18 protein-coding genes and 1 pseudogene are annotated in these 18,900 nt (G+C 68.4%); 1 reads left to right on the top strand and 18 read right to left on the bottom strand.

Annotated elements, in window-relative coordinates:
- Window positions 1-1,134: 1,134 nt before the first annotated feature.
- From EV580_RS32625 to EV580_RS32635, 5 genes are all read right to left on the bottom strand, one after another.
- The gene (locus EV580_RS32625) at window positions 1,135-1,722 is read right to left on the bottom strand and encodes a hypothetical protein (RefSeq protein ID WP_133696986.1); all 588 of its coding nucleotides are present in this window, start codon (window positions 1,720-1,722) and stop codon (window positions 1,135-1,137) included.
- A gap of 12 nt (window positions 1,723-1,734) precedes the next feature.
- A complete protein-coding gene (locus EV580_RS32630) occupies window positions 1,735-2,391 on the bottom strand; it encodes a papain-like cysteine protease family protein (protein WP_166654992.1) in 657 nt (218 codons plus the stop codon).
- 28 nt (window positions 2,392-2,419) lie between these two features.
- Entirely contained in the window at window positions 2,420-2,923 is a 504-nt protein-coding gene (locus EV580_RS33995) for a hypothetical protein (RefSeq protein WP_166654993.1), read from the bottom strand.
- Window positions 2,920-3,048 carry a hypothetical protein gene (locus EV580_RS34415; RefSeq protein WP_286171970.1) on the bottom strand — a complete coding sequence of 43 codons (129 nt, stop codon included), beginning with the start codon at window positions 3,046-3,048 and terminating at the stop codon, window positions 2,920-2,922. The genes EV580_RS33995 and EV580_RS34415 overlap by 4 nt, the downstream gene beginning before the upstream one ends.
- 84 nt (window positions 3,049-3,132) lie before the next feature.
- Window positions 3,133-4,938, bottom strand: a complete 1,806-nt coding sequence (locus EV580_RS32635) for a phospholipase D-like domain-containing protein (RefSeq protein WP_133696990.1) — start codon at window positions 4,936-4,938, stop codon at window positions 3,133-3,135.
- 197 nt (window positions 4,939-5,135) lie between these two features.
- Between EV580_RS32635 and EV580_RS32640 the strand changes: the two genes are divergently transcribed.
- Window positions 5,136-5,780, top strand: coding sequence for a hypothetical protein (locus EV580_RS32640; RefSeq protein WP_286171971.1), 645 nt, complete (start codon window positions 5,136-5,138; stop codon window positions 5,778-5,780).
- Between the two features lie 84 nt (window positions 5,781-5,864).
- Here EV580_RS32640 and EV580_RS32645 read toward each other — a convergent pair.
- The 13 genes and pseudogenes from EV580_RS32645 to EV580_RS32700 all read right to left on the bottom strand — a co-directional run.
- Window positions 5,865-6,155: pseudogene (locus EV580_RS32645) on the bottom strand (MFS transporter); the annotation flags it as partial.
- 133 nt (window positions 6,156-6,288) lie between these two features.
- On the bottom strand, window positions 6,289-6,786 hold the full coding sequence (locus tag EV580_RS32650; protein ID WP_133696992.1) for a hypothetical protein: 498 nt from the start codon (window positions 6,784-6,786) through the stop codon (window positions 6,289-6,291).
- Between the two features lie 148 nt (window positions 6,787-6,934).
- Entirely contained in the window at window positions 6,935-7,105 is a 171-nt protein-coding gene (locus EV580_RS34000) for a hypothetical protein (RefSeq protein ID WP_166654984.1), read from the bottom strand.
- Window positions 7,106-7,227: 122 nt separating this feature from the next.
- The gene (locus EV580_RS32655) at window positions 7,228-7,542 is read right to left on the bottom strand and encodes a WXG100 family type VII secretion target (protein ID WP_133696994.1); all 315 of its coding nucleotides are present in this window, start codon (window positions 7,540-7,542) and stop codon (window positions 7,228-7,230) included.
- Between the two features lie 20 nt (window positions 7,543-7,562).
- On the bottom strand, window positions 7,563-9,428 hold the full coding sequence (eccA, locus tag EV580_RS32660) for a type VII secretion AAA-ATPase EccA (RefSeq protein WP_133696996.1): 1,866 nt from the start codon (window positions 9,426-9,428) through the stop codon (window positions 7,563-7,565).
- 31 nt (window positions 9,429-9,459) lie between these two features.
- A complete protein-coding gene (eccE, locus tag EV580_RS32665) occupies window positions 9,460-11,040 on the bottom strand; it encodes a type VII secretion protein EccE (RefSeq protein ID WP_133696997.1) in 1,581 nt (526 codons plus the stop codon).
- Between the two features lie 3 nt (window positions 11,041-11,043).
- Window positions 11,044-12,750, bottom strand: coding sequence for a type VII secretion-associated serine protease mycosin (gene mycP / locus EV580_RS32670; RefSeq protein WP_286171972.1), 1,707 nt, complete (start codon window positions 12,748-12,750; stop codon window positions 11,044-11,046).
- Window positions 12,750-14,273, bottom strand: a complete 1,524-nt coding sequence (eccD, locus tag EV580_RS32675; protein WP_286171973.1) for a type VII secretion integral membrane protein EccD — start codon at window positions 14,271-14,273, stop codon at window positions 12,750-12,752. The genes mycP and eccD overlap by 1 nt, the downstream gene beginning before the upstream one ends.
- Window positions 14,270-15,808, bottom strand: a complete 1,539-nt coding sequence (locus tag EV580_RS32680; RefSeq protein ID WP_133697000.1) for a hypothetical protein — start codon at window positions 15,806-15,808, stop codon at window positions 14,270-14,272. The genes eccD and EV580_RS32680 overlap by 4 nt, the downstream gene beginning before the upstream one ends.
- Window positions 15,809-15,908: 100 nt before the next feature.
- Window positions 15,909-16,829: an ESX secretion-associated protein EspG gene (locus tag EV580_RS32685; RefSeq protein WP_133697002.1), complete on the bottom strand. Its 921-nt coding sequence runs from the start codon at window positions 16,827-16,829 to the stop codon at window positions 15,909-15,911.
- Between the two features lie 87 nt (window positions 16,830-16,916).
- On the bottom strand, window positions 16,917-17,207 hold the full coding sequence (locus tag EV580_RS32690) for a WXG100 family type VII secretion target (RefSeq protein WP_133697004.1): 291 nt from the start codon (window positions 17,205-17,207) through the stop codon (window positions 16,917-16,919).
- A 30-nt stretch (window positions 17,208-17,237) separates the two neighbouring features.
- Window positions 17,238-17,552 (bottom strand): WXG100 family type VII secretion target, encoded by a 315-nt coding sequence (locus EV580_RS32695; RefSeq protein ID WP_108055164.1) that lies wholly within the window; start codon window positions 17,550-17,552, stop codon window positions 17,238-17,240.
- 133 nt (window positions 17,553-17,685) lie between these two features.
- A complete protein-coding gene (locus EV580_RS32700) occupies window positions 17,686-18,897 on the bottom strand; it encodes a PPE family protein (RefSeq protein WP_133697005.1) in 1,212 nt (403 codons plus the stop codon).
- Window positions 18,898-18,900: the final 3 nt, after the last annotated feature.

Raw genomic sequence — 18,900 nt, forward strand, 5'->3', positions numbered from 1 at the left:
GTTGGCGTCAACACCACCGTAAACGACACGCCGCCATCGCTTCTATGCCGCACAGCTCAATCAACGGGTGCAAGTCAGGCTGCACGCCACCGAAGTAGTCACTTTTGGGTACAGTAGACGCAATCGCGAGAGCCTGGGGTCCAGTGTGGAGCCTGCTAATGAACAGCGAGCGCTTGGCCCCTGTGGTCATAATTGCCTCCAATTTGATCGAGGTCAAACGCCTAAGGGCAGGCACGACTTTTTAACGCCCACACCACAGCTAGGCGCTGACTGCTGGACTAAGAGTGGGAAGCGGGCACGCCATACGAGAATGAATAGACCTAGTCGGCGTGGAGCCGAAGCGTCACGACTGGCTCGAGCAACCGCCCTCAAGGCCTTGAAGCAAGGCGAAAGCGGTCGCGCCGCCAAAGGAGTTGGCCGACATCGAGGCGGCGATTCATCAGAATCCTGATCCACCTCGCAACCCCGCTGGTCCCTCCGCGACCTACCAAGTCCGTCATAGCTTTGCTTGACGACCTCGCACCGGACGCCTCGATCATGTATACCGCCATGGCGCAACGGCCCACGATCCAACAGGCCGTTGCGCCAACGGGCCTTGTACAACAGAAAGGCTCCCGGGTCTGTCACACCTCTGCCTCGACTACTTCGGGAGATCGAGGCAGCCTGGTGGTCCAGTGCACTCCCATGGTCCACACGTGGTGACTCCGTCTTTGATTGTGCAAGTGCGCGAACAGCCACAGATGACGGTGAGACCGGTTCTTCCACCGAAGTCACCAAATCCGCCGCTCCTGAGAAGCATTACCGCACCGCCTGCGGCGACACCGAGATCGACTCTGACTTCGCCTGGGATACCCGTACCGCCACAGCCACAGTCACTTCCCGCAGCGGGGGCGGAAAGGCGGAATTCCGTTGTCGGGCCTATCCATTCCTTGCAGTGGTGGCACGTCGTCGCAGCGGCATGGACCTTCTCCTTGCACAGCAGCGGACACACGCCGCCGTGGTCAGGAGTCGATACGGACGCGATGTCCGTCAGGCAGTGTTGCATCGCCTTGCGCCGTCGGCAACCTGCTACCGACAGTAGGGACATTCAGAACGTGTTGTTCCCATGGGTGAACCTTCTTCGCTGACGGGACCTTACTGTTGGCGTTTCTGGTGTCCGTATTGTCTGAGCACCTGGAGAACCTCGCGGGCATCGCGACTGCGGTTGGCGGCGAGCCCAGCAGGCGCCGGGGCGATCGGTATCAGCGTGTCCCGCTGAGGATTTGCGTCATCATGCATCCAGAGCCCCGTGAAGTAGAGCGCTGATATCTGCAGAATCCGCTGCTCGGGGGAACCGCCATCGACAGCGGCATGGCGGTGATCGTCAGAGAGGTCGTACGCGACTCCGGCCTCGAAAACGCCTTGAACGAAAGGCCCGTAGTTCATCGCGCGGATCGTTGCGGTGTCCTCGTTGACGTCGGCGTCCGCTAGTGCGACAGCCACCCCATCAAGAATCACGAGGGATCGCCAGCCGTTCGCCTCCGCGGCGGCGAATCCGTCACCGTTGAGCAGCGAATCAAGGCTCAGGATGTAGAGGCGGCGCGGGACAACCGACGTCTTCGAGGCTTGGTAAGTAATCCATCGCGGACTGATGTCGTGAAGGCGGTCCGGGAGCAGATCTTCTGCTACCCGCAGTGTCTCATCGAGTAGTCCATCTGGAGGCGACGGTGGCGCGATCGGCACGGTGGCTCCTTGCTAGGTGGTGAAGTGCACTTGGGTGACAATGCCGTCGGATTTGTAGTTGGTGTTCAGTTCGTTGAGTGGCAGGTCAGACGGTCCGTATGCCGGATCCGCCACAGCCACCATGTTGTCCCTGACGCGGTGCCCGATGATGGCGAGGAAGTGGTTTTGCAGGCGCGGCGGCCGGCTGCTCTTCCAGTGGATTTCCACCACCAGAGGCCGACCCACCGGCCGGTCGCGGATGACTGCGAGGTCGGCGGCGCTGACAGGCCCGTCTTTCTTGCCTTGCCAGCGGCCCGTCGCCTCTAACGCCGGTTGGATGTCTTCCGCCACGTTGCATGGGGACGGCGCCGTAGGGCCAGGGCAGCAGTCATCGCGCCCGAGAAAGGTGTTAACAAAGCTGCACTGGCTGCGGGACGTGCCGTCGTAGTAATTCGCCACTGACACGGCGACCGCGGCCCAGCACCAGTTAGACTGCTCCTGAGGTTGCATCACAAACGGCAATCGCCAGAATCTGCAGTTGTCCAAAGCCGCAGTTGCCCGGGCTTGTTCGTGTAACAGGCGGTTTACCTGTTGACACCAGCCTCGCACACCGGCGGCACAGCCGTCGCGCGCCTCGGCCAGACGATCATTGGCTTCGGTGAGGGCCGCTTGCTCCGCTTCGCATGCCATCGCAATATGCCTCCATTCAAACTCAGAGCTACTCCCACCCGAACACAGCGATCGCGCATACCCCCAGTGCCAGAATGGCCACAATCTGCGCAATCCCGGAAAGCGCCAGGAATCGGTACTTGAAATTGGTGCCGGTGCGCAGCGTCGTGACGGACAGGATCGTGAAATTCGCTGTCTGCCAGCGTGCGTCGATCGGATTGTCTTTCCAGTGCTCGGCGGACAACAGCGACCGCATCGTTGCTTCGTCCACGGCGTCATACGTGCGGTTGAGTCCGGCGATAACCGCGAAGACAGCAGCGGCGAGGAACGCCAGCAGGGCGGCGGCCATGGAAGTCAGTGCGGCACCTTTGAGCGTAAAGTCCTTGCCGAGTATCAGGGCGAAGATACCGGTAGCGAGCGTGGCGAGTCCGGTTGCAGACGTAATCGCCGTCGCCGCCCGCGAGTTGACCTGATCTCGTCGCGAATACTCCCGCGCGAGTTGATCCTTCAGGTACGCGGCGTATTCGACACCCTGCTCGGGTCCACCGCTCATTCGCCGCGGCGGTCCTGGAATCCGGGCGCAACCTCGGGCAGGTGTTCCTTGCCGATATCGATCGGAATGGGCGGGTCGCGACCCTCGGTTTCCTTGGCGTCGTCGTCGGGAGTCCGGGTGATCATTTTGTACTCCAATCTAATTCGTGTCATCACTACCTAGGACGATGCCTCCTGGGCCCCGGGACGGACCGCTGCGAGCGATTGTGATCACGCCGGCGCTTTCTCCTTGGCAGCGGCCGTCACCCAGCTCTTAGCTGGATCCGCGAAGAACATCTCACGCCGCCGGCACTTGAAGCTGTCGGGCTTGAAGAAAACGTCGCTCCACGTCGGTGTCTCGTCCAGGAACTCGCTGCGCCGTACATCGCCGCCGCCGGCGGCGATCTTGTTGGCGGCGTTGCGGGCGAAGAAGTGCCGGAAGATGCGGTCGAACTCGGTCAGGTAGATGTCGGCCACCCGGGTGTCGCCACGGATCAGGAGCATGTTCTCGTCGTTGCGTAACAGCGAGTTTGGTGAGAAGTTCGCCGAGCCGGTGCAGACCAGCGGGTCGTCGGACAGCGGGTCGATGAGCAGGAACTTGGTGTGGATGAAGAACACGAACCCCGCGTGCCGGAAGTGATCCTCCTTCAAGAACCACTTGTCGAGTTCAAACTCCTTGATGCCCACACGCTTACCCGTCGGCTCACCCTTCTTGTCGAAGACATACGTCTCCCCCAGGATGTCGCCGAAGGCGATCTCAACATCGCGGTTCTTGACCAGCTTCTGTCGCAACGTGACCGAGGGCGGTTTCTCCATCAGGACAAAGCGCAGCGTCTCGCTATCGGCAGCCAAGGCATCGGCCAGGTGGGTATCCAGGCTGAACGGAATGGTGATCGCCGCTTGGTTCACGGCATCGCCGACGCGGTCGCCATACCACTGCAGTTGCACGGAGCGGGTGCGCGGCGAGAAGAACGGGACGACCGAATCAGCCGGAATCACCGCCGACGGATCAGGTGTCAGCGCCATGGCACCTTCTCGCGCGGCATCCAGCAGCGGATCGCCGGACAGCAGCTTCCAGTAGGCGAGGTAGGTGGCAGCCACCTCGGCGTCCACCACCACATGGCCCACATTCGTTTGCCCAAGGAATCCGGATGGGGTGAAGTTCGTCGACCCAGTCCACACCTGCGTTGGCTTCTTGTCCGTGTTGAGCCGGACGATGAACTTGTTGTGCGGAATCCCCGGCGAATCAACGTGTCTCGGGAAGAGCACTTTGTGTCCGCCAACCTTGGCGGGCAGTCGGGCCGCCATGATGGCCGCTTCGTTGGCCCCGTGCTCTTCGCCATCGGACTTGCTGGTGTCGTGATAGACGATCTGGACATCGACGCCGCGGTCCAGAGCAGCTTTGAGCGCATCGAGGATTGGCGCGTAGGTGAATTCGTAGGCCGCTACCCGCAGCCCCTCCCCCTTGCTAGCAGCGCCGATGTAGCGCAAGCAGGCTTCCAACAGCCCGCGGGAAAGCCACTGGGTTTCCGGACTGGCAGGATCGGGATTGTCCGGCGGGTTCGGACCGACGTTGTCGAACTCCTCAGCAAAGGCCTGGCTGGCAATCGCGCCGCGGTTGAACCAGATGCCGTGGCCGTGCGCCGACTCTTTCTCGCTGTGGACGTCGAGTACCAAACCCTTGCCTTTGACCAGGGCGCCGGGCTTGCCGTACATCGGCACAATGGTGAAGGTGTAGTCGGTGTCCGGCAGCACGGTGTAGTCCGACCACAGGAAACTCTGGATCGGATGGTCCTCAGTGCTAAACCACGGCCGATGCCCCGGATGCTTCGGATCGACCTTCGGGTCCGGCACTACCGAGCCGAACACTTTCTGCGACCGGAGCCAACTGTGATGACCTATCGCCGGCTTGCGCTGAATACCGAACCCCAGCAGACCCTTGCGCTGCGCCTCGTCGCAGTCCAGCGCCATCAGCACCACGTGAGTACCAATAACCGCCTTGACCCGAAACCCATTCGCCTCAACCAACGTCCGCATGATGCCTCCCCGGCTCGCGGCGTGCCAGATGGCCCTAAACCCCCGGCGAAGCTAGTGACCACCCGGCCGTGAGATCTGCGTACCACGCGCCGATCAGCCGGTGAAGGGTCTTCGCAGAGAATTCATCCGCCACCCCCGAGGTCGAGTGCCCCTGCGCAATCGTTCGAGTAGCGGTGCGAGGGGTGGCAAAAATTAGAGTGGTCGACTACTCGTTTAAAAGCGTGATGCTTACCGTACTGTGCCGCGCGGGGGGAGCCGGACTGGCGATACGACGAGGTGCGCTTATAGCGACGGAAAGCTCGACGCAGCTACGGCTGCTTGCCAGCATCGATCCGCGGCTCTGGGACGTTCTCTTTCCGCCGCAACCGCCCTGGACGGGCAGGGTCGCACCGAAGGACCCCATTTCACAACCCTGGCGTGTGGGATCCCTCACCGAACCGTGGGGCACTGAAAGCAACGACTTCCAGTTGCAGGTACAGATCGCGGTTCGCGATCTCACCCGACGAATCGTCGATGCCGCGGCCACCGCCAGCGCACAGGGCGGTGACGGCGCGGCGCTCATCAGGCGCACCGTCGACGACTGGATTCGCATCGATGACGGTGACGGCATCGGATGGGTGCCACTCAAGCTCTTCTTCCCGCCACTTTGGTGGATCGAGCTCCCGCGGCCATCACGACCGGACGAGCTTGTCGAGCTGGTCCCTGCATTCGCAGCAGCGGCCTGGTCATTCTTGGTGATCGCCGAAACGATCCGCGACCCATCGCTCCACCACGCGATCCACGGCGCCATCGACAGCATCCTCGGCAGAGCCGAACGCTCGTTCGCTGAAATCGGACATTAGAGCTTGTCGGCGGGCAGGATGCCTCGCCTCACCGACGAAAGAGAAACCGCAGCCAGCTAATCATGCTTCTGGCTGACGGATGTGGATGGCGTGGGCGCCGAAGAAGCCCGCCGTGGCCACAATCAGCCCGGCAAGGATGACGAACATGTTGCCACTCAATGTGATCAACGCGCCCTCGACCATAGTGGCGATCGACGCCAATAGCACCTTTTTGTGACCGAAGCGAGAAGCCTCGGCACCGGTACGCAGGGAAGCCCACGTTCCAGCCGGGTAAGCGAGGAACACCAGGCTCACAATCGCCCGTGGCAATTTGAACGGGGCACTCGCCAGCCGGAATCCAAGGAAATTGTAGAGCGCAACGAATCCGCCCATCCAACTATGTCGGTCGCTGTGACTGTCGGACACCCTGGGCGGTCTGCGTGAGTGAGTCGCTACCGCGGCAGCCCGAGCCCGCGCGCGACGTAAACGTATATCGGTCCCAACCGGCCGATGAAGGCATTAGCAGCGGTCACGGGGCGCTGACAACCACCGGAAACCGAAGATCATCGCGTGCCAGGTTGCCCGGAAAACACGGCGATATCGCAGTCAAGATCGGCGGATAGCTTGGCGGCTTGGACATTTCGATCTGTAGCCGATAGCCATCGGGGCCGTACCCGAACTGGTTCGGCTTGTTGAAGCCGTCGCGTTCGAACACGTACCACCCCCAGCTGCGCCAGGCGTCGCCGACCTTGGTGATCAGCTCTTTCGGATCCATGTCACCGGGCACCTTGATATCCCCCATCGTCTGCACATGCACCGGCGCGTTTTTGGGATCCTTGGGCTCGTCGTCACACCACGCGGCCTGTCCCGGATTGACGTAACCATGGCTATCCATCACTGCCCCTGGCGGCAAGACCGCAAGTGTTCGCCTGAGGTAGCCGAGAACCGTGTCCTGGGCCTCCTGCTCGCTTCGCGGCACAACCTCTTTCAGTGACCACCCCTGTGGGGGTGGCGGCGCTGATGTCATTGGCGGACCTCCTATTTCAGTAGCGCCCGTTGGTACAGGGGGGCCAAGCGAGCTGCCGCAGCCAGCGAGAACGGCACCCGCAAGGCACAGTGCGCTGACCACTCGCCCCACGCGAAGCGATCGCGAAATCATCGGCCGCACGCCTTTCCTATCCGGTCGGCACAATCGCCTCGGCCACGATCTTGTCCAGCCGCGGCTGCAGCTGCATCACCTTGAGGTCGGCCTCCATCGGATTGCGGACGGTGGGGCCGGGCACCACGGTGCCGGCCCCCTCATCGATCGCCATGCCCAGCGCGGCGGCGCGGGCCGCGTTCGCCACCGCGAGCGCTTCGTTGCCGTGCGCGCCCAGGTCTGCGCCCGGCTGGTCGCCGCGTAAAAGATCTCACGCACGTCACCGGGATTCCACCGCTCGATGTCGGCGACCGACACCGCCACGACGATCTAGCTCTCCCCGCCCAAGTCCACCCGCGACAGCTCCTGCGCTCCACGTCCCTCAGCGAGATCGTAAATCACCCGCGCCCCAGCAAAATTCGACGCATGCGTACCGAGTTGCTCCACCAGCGCGGTGGTCGTCGCCTGCCACTGCGCCATCTGGGCGGTGAGCGCGGCCGCCGACGCCCCGGTCCAGCCGGGGGCGGCGCCCTCGATCAAGGCATCGGCGGCCGCATGCCGCTCTGCGACGTCGTCGGTGTGCCAGGCCACCGTCTGCCCCGAGGTCGTCAGGTCGGCCGGCGTGACCTTCAGTGAATCAGACATAAATTGTCCCCCTTCCTGTTTCAGATACCCGGTCCGTTGACGGGTCCGCGCCCGCGTTCGGCGTCGGCGACCGCGGAGGTCAGTCCCTCGCTGAAATCCTCGGCGGTGAGCTCTTTGAACCGGCGCAGCAGCGCCTCATCGGCCGGGTCGAAATCGTCGGCGGCCAACAAGGCATCCAGATCCTCGTCGTCGAGCCGGTTGTTGCGGTGATCGCGCGCCTTCTCCACCAGGTTGCGCACGAATCCGCCGTTGCCCAGCCAGTCGATGCCGCGGATCACATCGCCGTCGGGGGTCAACGACTCCTGGCTGTAGTAGCGGGTGAACACCGGGCGCAGCACCGCCTCGGCATCGGCAGCGATGAGGTCCTCGTTCTGGGCCCCCATCAGGCGGGTGAGCTGCCACAGCTCGTCGGGGGTGTAGGAGCAGAACGTGATCGTTGTCGAAAACCGGCGCCGCAGACCCTGATTCGCCGTCAGCATCCGCTCCACCGCCTTGGGATACCCGGCGCCGAACACCACCAGATCGTCGCGGTGGTTCTCCATGTAGGGCAACAACGTTTCGATGATCGCGGTACCGTACGGGTCGCCGTGCGAATACCCCTGGTCGTAGAGGTTGTGCATCTCGTCGAAGAACACCGCCCCGCCCAGCGCGGAATCCAGCAGCGCCCGGGTGTTGTTCTCCGACTCCCCCAGATGGTTGCCCACCAGCCGCGACTTGTTGGTTTCAGCCACCGTCGGCCGGCGCAGCACCCCCAACCCGCACAGCTGCTTGGTCAACGCCCGCGCCACCGTGGTCTTGCCGCAGCCCGGCGGGCCGACCAGCAGGGTGTGCCGCGAGGTCACCGGCACCGGCAGCCCCATCTTGGCGCGGGCGGCGTTGACCTTGGTCGTCGAGCGGATCAACTTCACCTGCTGTTTGGCCTCGGCCATGCCCAGCATCGAATCCAGCTCGGCCTCGCCGTCGAGCAGATACCGGTTGGCCTCCTCGGCGTGCTTGGCCGCCTCGGCCTGCCCCGGCGGGGGTGCGCTGGCCGAATCCCACGGCTCCGTGCGGGCGTCGATCGTCTCGGGGTTGGTCACCAGCAGCCGCCGGGTCGGGTCGTCCATCGCCTCCCGGGCTGGGGTGAACTTCGGGTCCCGCGAGTACACCCGCCGCAGCAGCTGGACGGCGTCGTCCTCCTTGCCCAGATGCCGCAGGCACATCGCCTGGGTGTAGAGCGCCACCGTCGTCGCGGTCGGCACCAGATCGGCGTCGACGACTTCCCGCGCACGCCGGAAGGCGTCCTCGAACACCCCCAGCGATGCCAGCGCCGTCGTGGCCATCGCCGCCGCTGCCGCCCCGTATACCGGTTTGCGCCAGCGCTTCTCGGGGCCGAACAGCCGCAGCACATCGGCCCAGCGCTGGGCGCGGAACTGCAGCAGCCCGGCGGCGTAGGTGTGCAAGTCGGCGTCGAAGGGATCGCTGGGGGCCAGCTCGGCCAGCAGCGCGTCGGCGTCGGCGTAGCGGCCGTCGCGGCCCAGCACCACTGCATGGGCGATGCCCAACGAGTTCTGCGAGGTGATCTCCAGGCGCACGAACAACCCGTCGGACACCGCCGGGGTGAAATCGCCGGTCCGCACCGCCAGCCGGCGGGTCTCCCAGCCCAACGTCTCGCGCGCCGCCCACGCCCCGGCCAGCACCGCCACCGAATCGTCGCCGGCGACGATGCGCGCCAGCCACGCATCGCACATCCCCGGATCCAGCTCGACAGCCTGGCCGAACAACTTGGCCGCCGCCGCCGGATTCTGGCTGGGCATCAACCCGTTCACGGCGATCCCCGAGGCCAGCAGGCCGCGGCTGAACGCGGCCCGCGCCGCTTCTGCCGTGCTGGTTCCCACGCTGGTCATGCGCGCTGCTCTCCTTGTGCGTCGACCATGGTCAGGCCGCCCGCCGCGGCGAACTCACATTGCGCTCCGGCTCCACATCGATGATCACCCGGTGGGTGAACTCGGCGGTGCGGATCACCGCGCTGCTCGCCGACTCCTGCTCCAGATGCACATCGGCGACACTGGCGCTGCCCGGCGCCACCAGCCGCACCGAGATCGCCGCGGCCGGCCCCGGCGGGGCGTCGAGCAGGTCGTAGAACACCGCCACCCCGCGGCCGTCGTCGGGCAGCTCGGCGGGCACCCCATCGAGCACCCGCAAGCCCGTCGCGGTCGCGTCGCGCCACCGCTGCGGGCGCCGGGAGACCACCAGCACCTGGTAGCCGATCGCCGCGGTGCGCAGCGCCACCTGGATCAGCAGCGCCAGCTCCCCGGCCACCGTCACCGCCGCCGACGACCTCGGGCCGGGCGCGGCCAGGTTCATCAGCAGGGGATGCCCACTGGGCAAGGCGCCCAGCAGGATTCCGGTCGCCCCCAGCGGGGCCCGCAGATCCTCGCCGTCGGTCAGCACCCGGTGCGGGGCGTCCAGCGCCGCCGCCGGTGCGGCGATGCTGATCGCCGCCACCCCGAGGTCCTGGCGCCCCGACAGCGGGTTGAGCCCGGTGACCGGGGGCTCACCGAATTCGGTGCTCGCCCCGTAACGCACCAACACACCCACCGACACCGCCCCGTCGACCGCGGGTCGCAGCTGCACCGCGGTGGCGGTGGAATCGGTGTCGGGCACCCAGATCCGGTCCAGGGTGTCGCTGCTGATGTCGCGCGGGGACACCCAATAGGTGGCCAGCGACCCGCCGTCGTGGCGCACCGCCGACCACCGCGGCCGCGGATTCGGCCCCAGCCCGGCGCTCAGCGCCGCGTCCACCTCGGCCAGTGCGGCCGCGTCGAGCACCCGGGCCGGCAGGTGCCGGGCGGTCAGTTCGGCGGCCAGCCGCGCCGCGCACGTCGCCAGGGTGGCGGCCACCGAGTCTCGGCACACCACCGCGGCGACACTGTCGAGCCGGTTCATCCGCAGCACACACCAGGTGCGGCGCTGACCAATCGCCGGATGATCCCCCACCATCCGCGAATAGGTGGCGCCGTAGTGGTGATGGGCGCGCCCGGCGCGCCGGCGGCCCACCGACAGCACATCGATCCCGGCCAGCGTCACATCGAATTGGCGCACTGCGTCGGCGATCACGTCGATCGGCAGGCTGGCCGCCGACTGCACCCGATGCTGGTCGAACACCGACGGGACGTGCGCCGGGCCGTCGACGGCCAGCACCGCGATCAGCTCATCACCGACCGCGCGCAACCCGACGTGGGTGTCGGTGTAGCGCAGCCGGTGATCCTCGGCGCCGGCCGGCCCCGGCGCCACGTCCCGGCGGCGCAACGCCCGCACCACCAACCCGCCCAGCGGAACGCCGCGCCACGCCACCAGCAGCACCAGCACCGCAATCACGCTGAGCCCCAAAGCGATCCACCGCCCGGCGGTCGCCGGGATCTCGGTGCCCGCCCACAGCAGCGTCACCACCACGACGAACGCGGTCAGCACCCGCGCCCACCCGGTGGCCACCCCGACGGGAAACGTCGCCCGCATCGCCTATGAACTCCTTCCGCGCACCAGCGCCGCCAACCCGACGGTCAGCCCGCACAACAACGCGACCGCGCCGACCCCACCCAGCGCCACCCACACCGGGGTCATGTCCCGGCCCACCGGCGGCGGAGGCAACACCAACGGCGTCGAGAGGTGCTGCGGGGGAAGCGGTTCCCCAGCGGGCACGTCATAGGTCAGGGCGGCGACCGGGTCGACCACGCCGTGGCCGACCTGGTTGTCCACTCCACGCGCCGGTGGGTGGGCGGTGGCGATCAACCGAGTGATGACCTGATGGGCGGTCAGCTGCGGATACTTCGCCCGCACCAGCGCCGCCACCCCGGACACGATCGCCGCCGAGAAGGACGTGCCCGCCGGGGCCACCATCTGATTGTCGTGGCCTTCGGAGGCGTTGATCAGGCCGTCGTCGCGCGGCGACAGGCTCACCACGTCGGTGCCGGGCGCCGCGATCGACACCCACGGCCCGGCCAGCGACAGATCGGTCAACGGCGCTCCCACCGAATCGACCGCCCCCACCGTCAGCACGTAGTCGGAGAACCACGCCGGGGTCACCACCGTGTTCACCCCCGCCCAGTCCCGGGGATCGTTGGGGGTCAACGGGTTATAGATCGGGTTCTGCTTGCAGTCGCTGGCCCCGGCGTCGCCGCTGTTGCCGGCGGCGGCGACGATCACCGCGTCCTTGTCGACGGCGGCGTAGTGGATCGCCGCGCCCAGCACCCGCTGGTCGACCATGTTCAGTGCGCTCATGCAGGACACCTCGGAGATGTTGATGATCTTGGCGCCCATGTTCACCGCGTGCACGATCGCCCGGGCCATCGTCGCGATGTCGCCGGCCTTGCGGCGGGTCACCGGATCCTGGTCGCCGAACGCGTCTTTCGGCGAGAACGCCCGCGAGGTCTGCCGGATCGAAATCAGCGTGACGTCCGGGGCCACCCCGGCGAACCCGTCGGCCGGCGGGATCACCGGCGCCGGAACCGGCGGCGGGCCGGGCGGCGGCGCGGGGATGTCGCCCGGCGCGGCCGGCAGCACCTCGTGATGGCCGACCGCGGTCACCGTCGGCCCGTGCGGGCCGCCGCCCGACCAGGCGGCCGGAGCGTCGTCCGGCGGCGGTGGGGGCGGGGGCGGCGGGGCCGGCACCTGCACGATCACCGTCGTCGGGTTCGGCGGCGGCGGCGGGGGCGGCGGGGCCTCGCTGGTCGGCACGGTATCGGGATGGCGGGTCGAACGCGGCGGCGGCAGTGCGGTTTTCCCGTCGGCGGGTTCAGCGGCGATCAGCGAGGCCACCCAGGTGCCGTGTGCATCGCAGTCGTCGAGACCGTCCCCGCCGTCCATCACATAGTCGCCGCCGCCGATCAGGTTCGGCAGCCGCGGATGCGGGCTGACGCCGGTGTCGATCACCGCGACGCTGACACCGGCGCCGCGGCCGAACTTCCACGCCTCGGCCAGGTTCAGCATGTCGGCGTACTTGGGCTGCGCCCGGTAGTCGGTGCCCGGCAGCGTCGCCACCCGCGTGCAGTAGGCGCCCTGGCGCATCGGTTGCGCCGGGCCGGGCGGGCCGTCCGGGGGCACCGCGGTCGGGTCGATGCTGGGCGGGTCGATCGCCGCGGCGCGCGGCGCCCCGCACAGTCCCGACACTGCGACCAGTGCGGCCGCCGCTGACACCGCCGCCGCCCGTAATCCGTGGTGAGCGGCCATCATCGGTACCTGATCGCGGCGAAGACGTCCATCAGCCAGAACCCCAGCGGGAACACCGCCAGCAGCAGCACGTATTCGGCCCACTCCACCAACTGACGCAGCAGCGGGTTGTAGATGGTGTTGGGCACCACCACCGCGGCGACCAGCCCGGCGCCCGGCACCAGCAGCATCACCGCACACGCCACCAGCAGCGCCGGCAGCGTGTCGAGGCCCACCGCGTACCGCAGCGGCACCGCCACCGCGGTCGCCACCGCTGCCGCGGCCAGGATCGTCGACTGCCGCCGGTCGGTGTAGGACCGGGCGTGCAGCAACACCGCACCGGCCAGCACCCCGGTCAGCACCAGCGGCAGCCAGCGCCGATCCATCCGCGGATCGCACAGCCACACCCCGCAGATCACCAGCAGCACACCGAAACCCGACAGCAGCCCGGTGATGGTCGCGTGCGCCCGGTCGGTGGCCACCGCCACGTCCCGCACCGACTCCGGGCCCTCCAGCTGCGGGTGCTCGCCGCCGGCGACGACCACCGCGCTCGGCAGATCCGGGCGGGTCTCGAAGATCCAGCGGCCCGACGCCGACGGGAACACCGGCAACCGGATGCGGGCGGCTTGGCGCGCCAGCGAGGGGGTGGCCTTCAGCCCGACCACCACCGCCAGCAGCACGCAGGTCAGCAGCGTCACCGCCGAGGTCATCAGCAGCATCCGTAGCGCGCCGGTGACCAGCACGGTGCCCGCCAGCACGATCACCGCCGTGCCCAGCGCGGCGTGGCGGCCGGTGAACCGGACGATCAGCACGGCGGCGGCGAGCAGCACCGCCGCACCCAGCGCGGTCTGCGGGGCGCCCAGCGGGCCGGGCACCGCCAACCCGGCGGCCACCGCCGCCGCCCCCGCACCGGTCAGGGTCAGCACGTCGGTGATGAGGCGGCGGATCGGCCCGGCGCGCAGCCCGGCCACCGCCGCCGCACCCAGCACCAGCACTGCCGCCGTGGCGGCGACCGACGCCGGGATCCAGCCCGGGTGCGCGTGCCGCCACGCGATCAGCAGCCCCAGTGTGGCGGCGACGGCCGCCGCGACCATCGTCACCCCGACCTGGGCGGCCCACCGTGGCCTGACCGGCTGCCAATGCTTGCTCAGCTCGGCCGGGATCGCGCTGGTGACGTGTTCGATGACCGGGACCCGGGATTCGGTGTCGTCGAGGAACCGCAGCCACAACCGGGTGCCGTCGACCACCCCCTGATCGGCCAGCGACCGGTTGGTGCGCAGCGCCGAGCCGTCCACCCAGCACAGCGCCCACCGGCCGCGGCGGGTCAGGTCGGCCGCCGGGGTCATCCGCGGCGCCGCCACCTCCCCGAGGCGGGCGTTGACCAGATCGACCAGCGCGTTGATCTGCATGCCGACCGGGGCGACGGCATCCACCCGCACCCCGATCAGCACGTCAGCGGCGATCACCCCGACCAGCACCCGATGCGCCGCCCGGGTGTCGTCGGCGGCGGCCACCGGTTCGGCGCGCTGGGACAGCGCGGTCACCGCACACCGCCGCCTGTGGTGGCAAAGCCCTGGGCCAGCCACGCCGCCAGCGCGATGTAGGCCAACTGGGTTCGCCGGCGCAGCGCCTCGAAGTCCAGCACCGCCGAATCCCGCAGGTGGGCATCCCACGGGATCGTGGTGACCGCCCCGACCCGCGGTCCCAGCGAGTTGCGCACCGAGGTGACGAACTCCTTGTCGGCGCTGCGGTACACGTCGTTGAGCACCACCACCGAGCGACGCAGCAGATCATGCTGGTTGCGGGCGTCCAGCCAGTCCAGGGTCGTCTCGGCGGCGGCGGCGCCGTCGAAGTTCATCGTGCCGACGATCACCAGCGCATCGACGCGGTCGAGGAACCCCTTCATCACCCGGTGCTCGATCTGCGGGCCGGAGTCGATGATCGACAGTTGATAGAAGCGCCGGGTGCGGGCCAGGGTGTCGGCGAACATGTCCTCGGTCAGCGGCAGCGGGTTGGCGACGTTCTGGTTGCCGGCCAGCACCTCCAGGCCTTGGGCGTTCTTACCGGTGTAACTGCGTGCCTTCGGGTAGCTGATCAGCGCGTTGTCGGCGAGGAACTCCCGCGTCGACGCCGTCGCCGACGGGTCGATCAACCGGCCGAGGTTGCCGTAGGTGGGGTTGGCGTCCAGGGCGATGACCGGCTCGGTGCGGTACAGGCCGTACACGGTGCCGATCCCGGCGGTCACCCGGGACTTGCCCACACCGCCCTTGGCCGAGATGACACCGATCTGGTAATTGCCGGGAATGTTGGAGCCGATCAGGGCGATCTGGTCGCGCAGCGCCCGCTCGGCCGGCCCGGCCCCCAGGTTGATCAGGTGCCCGGAGCCCACATACACCGCCTTGCGCCACCCCATCTCCGGCGGCACCTTGCGGGTCTTGACCAGCTCGTCGACCCGCAGATGCCCGGTGGCGGCCTGGGCCTGCCAGCTCGAGGCCGCCGCGGGACCGCCGGCGGTGGCTGTCGGCCACACCATCGCGTTCCCGAGGTCCGGATGCGGCGGAGCGGTCGCCGGCCCACCCGTGCGGTAGCCGCCGGCCGCACCGGGGTGCGGGTCGCCGGTGCCGGCGCGCGGATACTCCCCGGCCCCGTGGTGCTGCCCGTTGGCCGCCGACCAGGCCGAGGGGGCTGCCGGCTCCCGCGGTGGCGGGGTCGTCGGGTCACCGGCCGGCAGCAGCGGGCGCACGCCCCCGCGGAAGAGCTCGCCGCCTGCCGGGCGCGGCGGCAGCACCGACGCCGCGACGCCGGGGGCCGCGGTGGCGTGCCGCGGTGCGGCCGTCCACGGCGGCACCGGGGTGGTGCCGGCCTCGGCGTCGACCGCCCCGGTGTCCGGGTCATGCACCGGCGGCAGCACCGAGGTGGTGCGCTCCTCGGCGCCGGGGAAGCCGGCACCGGGTTCGCTGATGTCCGGGGTCTGCGGGCCGGCCGGTTCGCTCACCGGCTCGGCGTCGGGCTGGCTGGCGGCGGGTTCCCGGCCGGTTTGTTGCGGCTCGAGGTAGCGGCTCGCGAACTGCGGATCCATGGAACACCTCACTTTCTCACCACGGGCGTCAGAGGAATTCTCATCACCCTGAAATTGGTAGCTGACACAAATTTCGAGCAGGCATCTCACATTTGCTGAATCAGAAACGGCGGTGGTCGTCCCAGGAGCGGATGTCCAGACTCGACAGCACCGCTTTGAGGCCCTGCTCGACCTGCCCCACCGTGGCCGGCGCGATCGTCATCCACTCCTGATCCGAGCCGCGCACCGCCGCCAGCCGGTACAGCGCCACCCGCCCGGCCTCGGTGCTGCGCACATCCAGCGTGCACACCGAGGTGTGCACCGCGGCATCGACATGGGCGCGGGCGTAGGCCACCGCCTCGGCTACCGGGTGGTCCATCAGCTCGGCGAGTTCAGCCAGCGCCGCCCCGCGCAGTCCCAGGTCCCGCAGCCCGCCGTCGCGGCCGGGATCGTCCCCGTCGCCCCCGGCGCGCGCCGCCGCCACCGACAGCACCTGATCCAGCGGCAGGTTCAGCGGTGTCAGCCGCGACGGCGCCGCCGCGTGCGCGCTGTCGAGCAGGCTCAGCAGCACGACGGCCAGCCAGTCCGCGCCGCCCACCCCGGGGCCGGCGGCCACGTCGTCGATCGTGATATCGCCACCCGAGCGGGCCGCCGACACCCAGCGCCCGTCGCGGCGGGCCAGCACCACCCGCAGCTGGTCCTCGGGCACCGCCCGCCAGGTGCTCGGATCAGCCAGATCCGGTATCCCCCAGGTCATCGGGCCGCGCGAAATCAGCATCGCCATCTCAACGTCGGGGGCGGCCAGCACCGCCAGCCGGCGCGCCAGCGGCGCCACCACCTGCCCATCGCCGTCGACCAGGCCGGCGTCGCGCAGCGCGTCCAGACCGGGGTGCGCAGCCAGCCAGTCGTCGCCGCGTGCCGCGCCGTAGGGCCGGGCCCGCAGTTCCGCGGGCAGCGCCGGGATGCCCTGCAGCGCCTGCAGTAACCACAAGCCGTCCAGGTTGACCGTGACGTCACCGAGCGTCGAATCCACCGAAGTCATCGCATCTGTCCTTCACTCGCGCGGCCGGTGGCGGCACCCGCGCAGCCGCAAGACGCCGCCACCACCGCGTGATCCGCCCGTGTGGGGCTAGATCATCCAGCTCTTGCCGACCACGTTGTCGGCGTCCTCGACCTGCCCGCGCGCGTTGGTGATCTTGGCGCCGTGATCGTTGAGCGCCTCGAACACCACCGAGAAGTTGCGGTTCAGCTCGGTGACGAAGTTGGCGTAGCCACTGCTGCCCACGCCACCCCAGAAGTCCGCGCACGCATCGACGTCGCTGCGGATCTGGTTGTACAGGCCTTCCATCGCGCCGGCCTGGGCGCGCAGGGTGGCGGCGTGCTGATCGACGTCGCCGTACTGCCATTCGATCTGAGGCATCTGTTCTTCTCCTTGGGTAGTTGGGGTGGCTTACAGCGAACTGATGTGCGGGGCGCCGCCGCCGAGGACGTTCTGCCCGGCGACTTCCTGGTCGTGGTAGTGGTCCGCGCTGGTCGACAGGTTCGTCGACACGAACTGCATCTGGTCGTGGATGTTGCGGAACGCCTTCATCAGTTCGCCCATCGTGTCGAACGAGGCGTTCTGGGCCAGGCCCTTCCAGCCCGCGCCGGAGATGTCCTGCGCCGAGGCCCAGGCCACCTTCGACTCCTGGTCGATCGCGTCGGCGTGGCCGTGGAAGCGCTGTGCGTAGGTGCGCATTTCGTCGGGATCGGTCATCAAACTCATCGGAGTTGCTCCTCACTTGTTCTAACGGTTTATTGCTGTTTGCTGCTTGCGTTAAGCAGTATCGGCACCGGCGCGCGCTACTGCCACGGTCATCGGCTTATCGGCGTGGAAATTCCGGCCCCCTTCGTCGGCATCATCGTGGCCTCGGCAACACCCGGATCGGGGTGCCGTAGCGCGGTCCGGACGCCGAGTCGCCCGACTCGCGGCCGCCCATCGCTCCCATCGGCGCCATCCCGGTCGCTCCCCCGCCGGACGCGGCCGCCGGAGCCGCCGTCGCCGGTGCGGTCGCGGTGGTCAGCACCGCGGTGCTCGTGCCGGACTGCTGGGCGCTGGCCGCCCACGTCGCCGGCACCGACAGCCCACCGAGGCGGCCCGCGCCGCCCAGCCCGGCCGAGATCGCCCCGAGCCCGCCGCCACCGCCGCCCAGCCCCGACAGGCCCGCCCCGAGGCCCCCGCTGAGCGCCGCTGCCGGACCGGTTGCCCCGGCGGCGTTCAGGCCGCCGAGCATGCCCGGGTTGGAGACCATCGACATGAACGGGCTCAGCAGCGACTGGAATTGACCCATGCTCTGCAACGGTGCGGAAAACCCTTGCATCGCCGGCTGCGCCAGGCTCTGCAGCATCTGCGGGAACATCCCCATCAGCTGCGGCGCCATCGACACCATCGACTGGGCGTCCATCCCGGCCGGCATCGCCGCGCCCTGGGTCGCCTCGGCGGCGTGCTGACCAGCCTGCCCGGCGGCCTGCCCGCTGGCTTGGGCCACCGACGCCGCCTGGGTAGCCAGTCCGCTCGGGTCGGTCATCGGCGCCGGCGGCACGAACGGCACCAGCGTGCCGGTCAGGCCCGCTGCGTCGGCGGAGTAGCCGTACATCACCGTGGCGTCCTGACCCCACATGTGGTCGTACTCGCCCTCGGTGGCCGCGATCGCCCCGGTGTTGAACCCCATGAAGTTGGTGTTGACCAGCGTGACCAGCAGGTTGCGGTTCGCCTCGATCAGCGGCGGGGGCACCACCCCGGCGTGCGCGGCCTCGAACACCATCGCCGCCTGCGCCGCCGCCGCCGCGGCCTGCTCACACTGGGCGGCCGTCGCCATCATCCACACCACGTACGGCGCGGCTGACGCCGCCATCGAGATCGACGACGGGCCCAGCCACGCGGCCCCGGTCAGCGCCTCGAGCACCGACTGGAACGCCGCCGTCGACGATCCGAGCTGGGCGGCCAGCGTCTGCCAGGCCACCGCCGAGGCCTGCAGCGACGCCGACCCCGGACCCGCCCAGATCCGCCCGGAGTTGATCTCCGGGGGCAGGACACCGTAGTCGAGGGCGCCGATCGCAGGAAACGTCATGGC

Source organism: Mycobacterium sp. BK086 (assembly GCA_004362315.1).
Classification (GTDB): domain Bacteria; phylum Actinomycetota; class Actinomycetes; order Mycobacteriales; family Mycobacteriaceae; genus Mycobacterium.

Coding starts and splice junctions, on each gene's coding strand:
- EV580_RS32630 (WP_166654992.1), bottom strand. CDS start 2,391: ATGGCATGCGAAGCGGAGCAAGCGGCCCTCACCGAAGCCAATGATCGT.
- EV580_RS33995 (WP_166654993.1), bottom strand. CDS start 2,923: ATGAGCGGTGGACCCGAGCAGGGTGTCGAATACGCCGCGTACCTGAAG.
- EV580_RS34415 (WP_286171970.1), bottom strand. CDS start 3,048: ATGATCACCCGGACTCCCGACGACGACGCCAAGGAAACCGAGGGTCGC.
- EV580_RS32635 (WP_133696990.1), bottom strand. CDS start 4,938: ATGCGGACGTTGGTTGAGGCGAATGGGTTTCGGGTCAAGGCGGTTATT.
- EV580_RS32650 (WP_133696992.1), bottom strand. CDS start 6,786: ATGACATCAGCGCCGCCACCCCCACAGGGGTGGTCACTGAAAGAGGTT.
- EV580_RS32655 (WP_133696994.1), bottom strand. CDS start 7,542: ATGTCTGATTCACTGAAGGTCACGCCGGCCGACCTGACGACCTCGGGG.
- eccA (WP_133696996.1), bottom strand. CDS start 9,428: ATGACCAGCGTGGGAACCAGCACGGCAGAAGCGGCGCGGGCCGCGTTC.
- eccE (WP_133696997.1), bottom strand. CDS start 11,040: ATGCGGGCGACGTTTCCCGTCGGGGTGGCCACCGGGTGGGCGCGGGTG.
- mycP (WP_286171972.1), bottom strand. CDS start 12,750: ATGGCCGCTCACCACGGATTACGGGCGGCGGCGGTGTCAGCGGCGGCC.
- EV580_RS32680 (WP_133697000.1), bottom strand. CDS start 15,808: ATGGATCCGCAGTTCGCGAGCCGCTACCTCGAGCCGCAACAAACCGGC.
- EV580_RS32685 (WP_133697002.1), bottom strand. CDS start 16,829: ATGACTTCGGTGGATTCGACGCTCGGTGACGTCACGGTCAACCTGGAC.
- EV580_RS32690 (WP_133697004.1), bottom strand. CDS start 17,207: ATGCCTCAGATCGAATGGCAGTACGGCGACGTCGATCAGCACGCCGCC.
- EV580_RS32695 (WP_108055164.1), bottom strand. CDS start 17,552: ATGAGTTTGATGACCGATCCCGACGAAATGCGCACCTACGCACAGCGC.
- EV580_RS32700 (WP_133697005.1), bottom strand. CDS start 18,897: ATGACGTTTCCTGCGATCGGCGCCCTCGACTACGGTGTCCTGCCCCCG.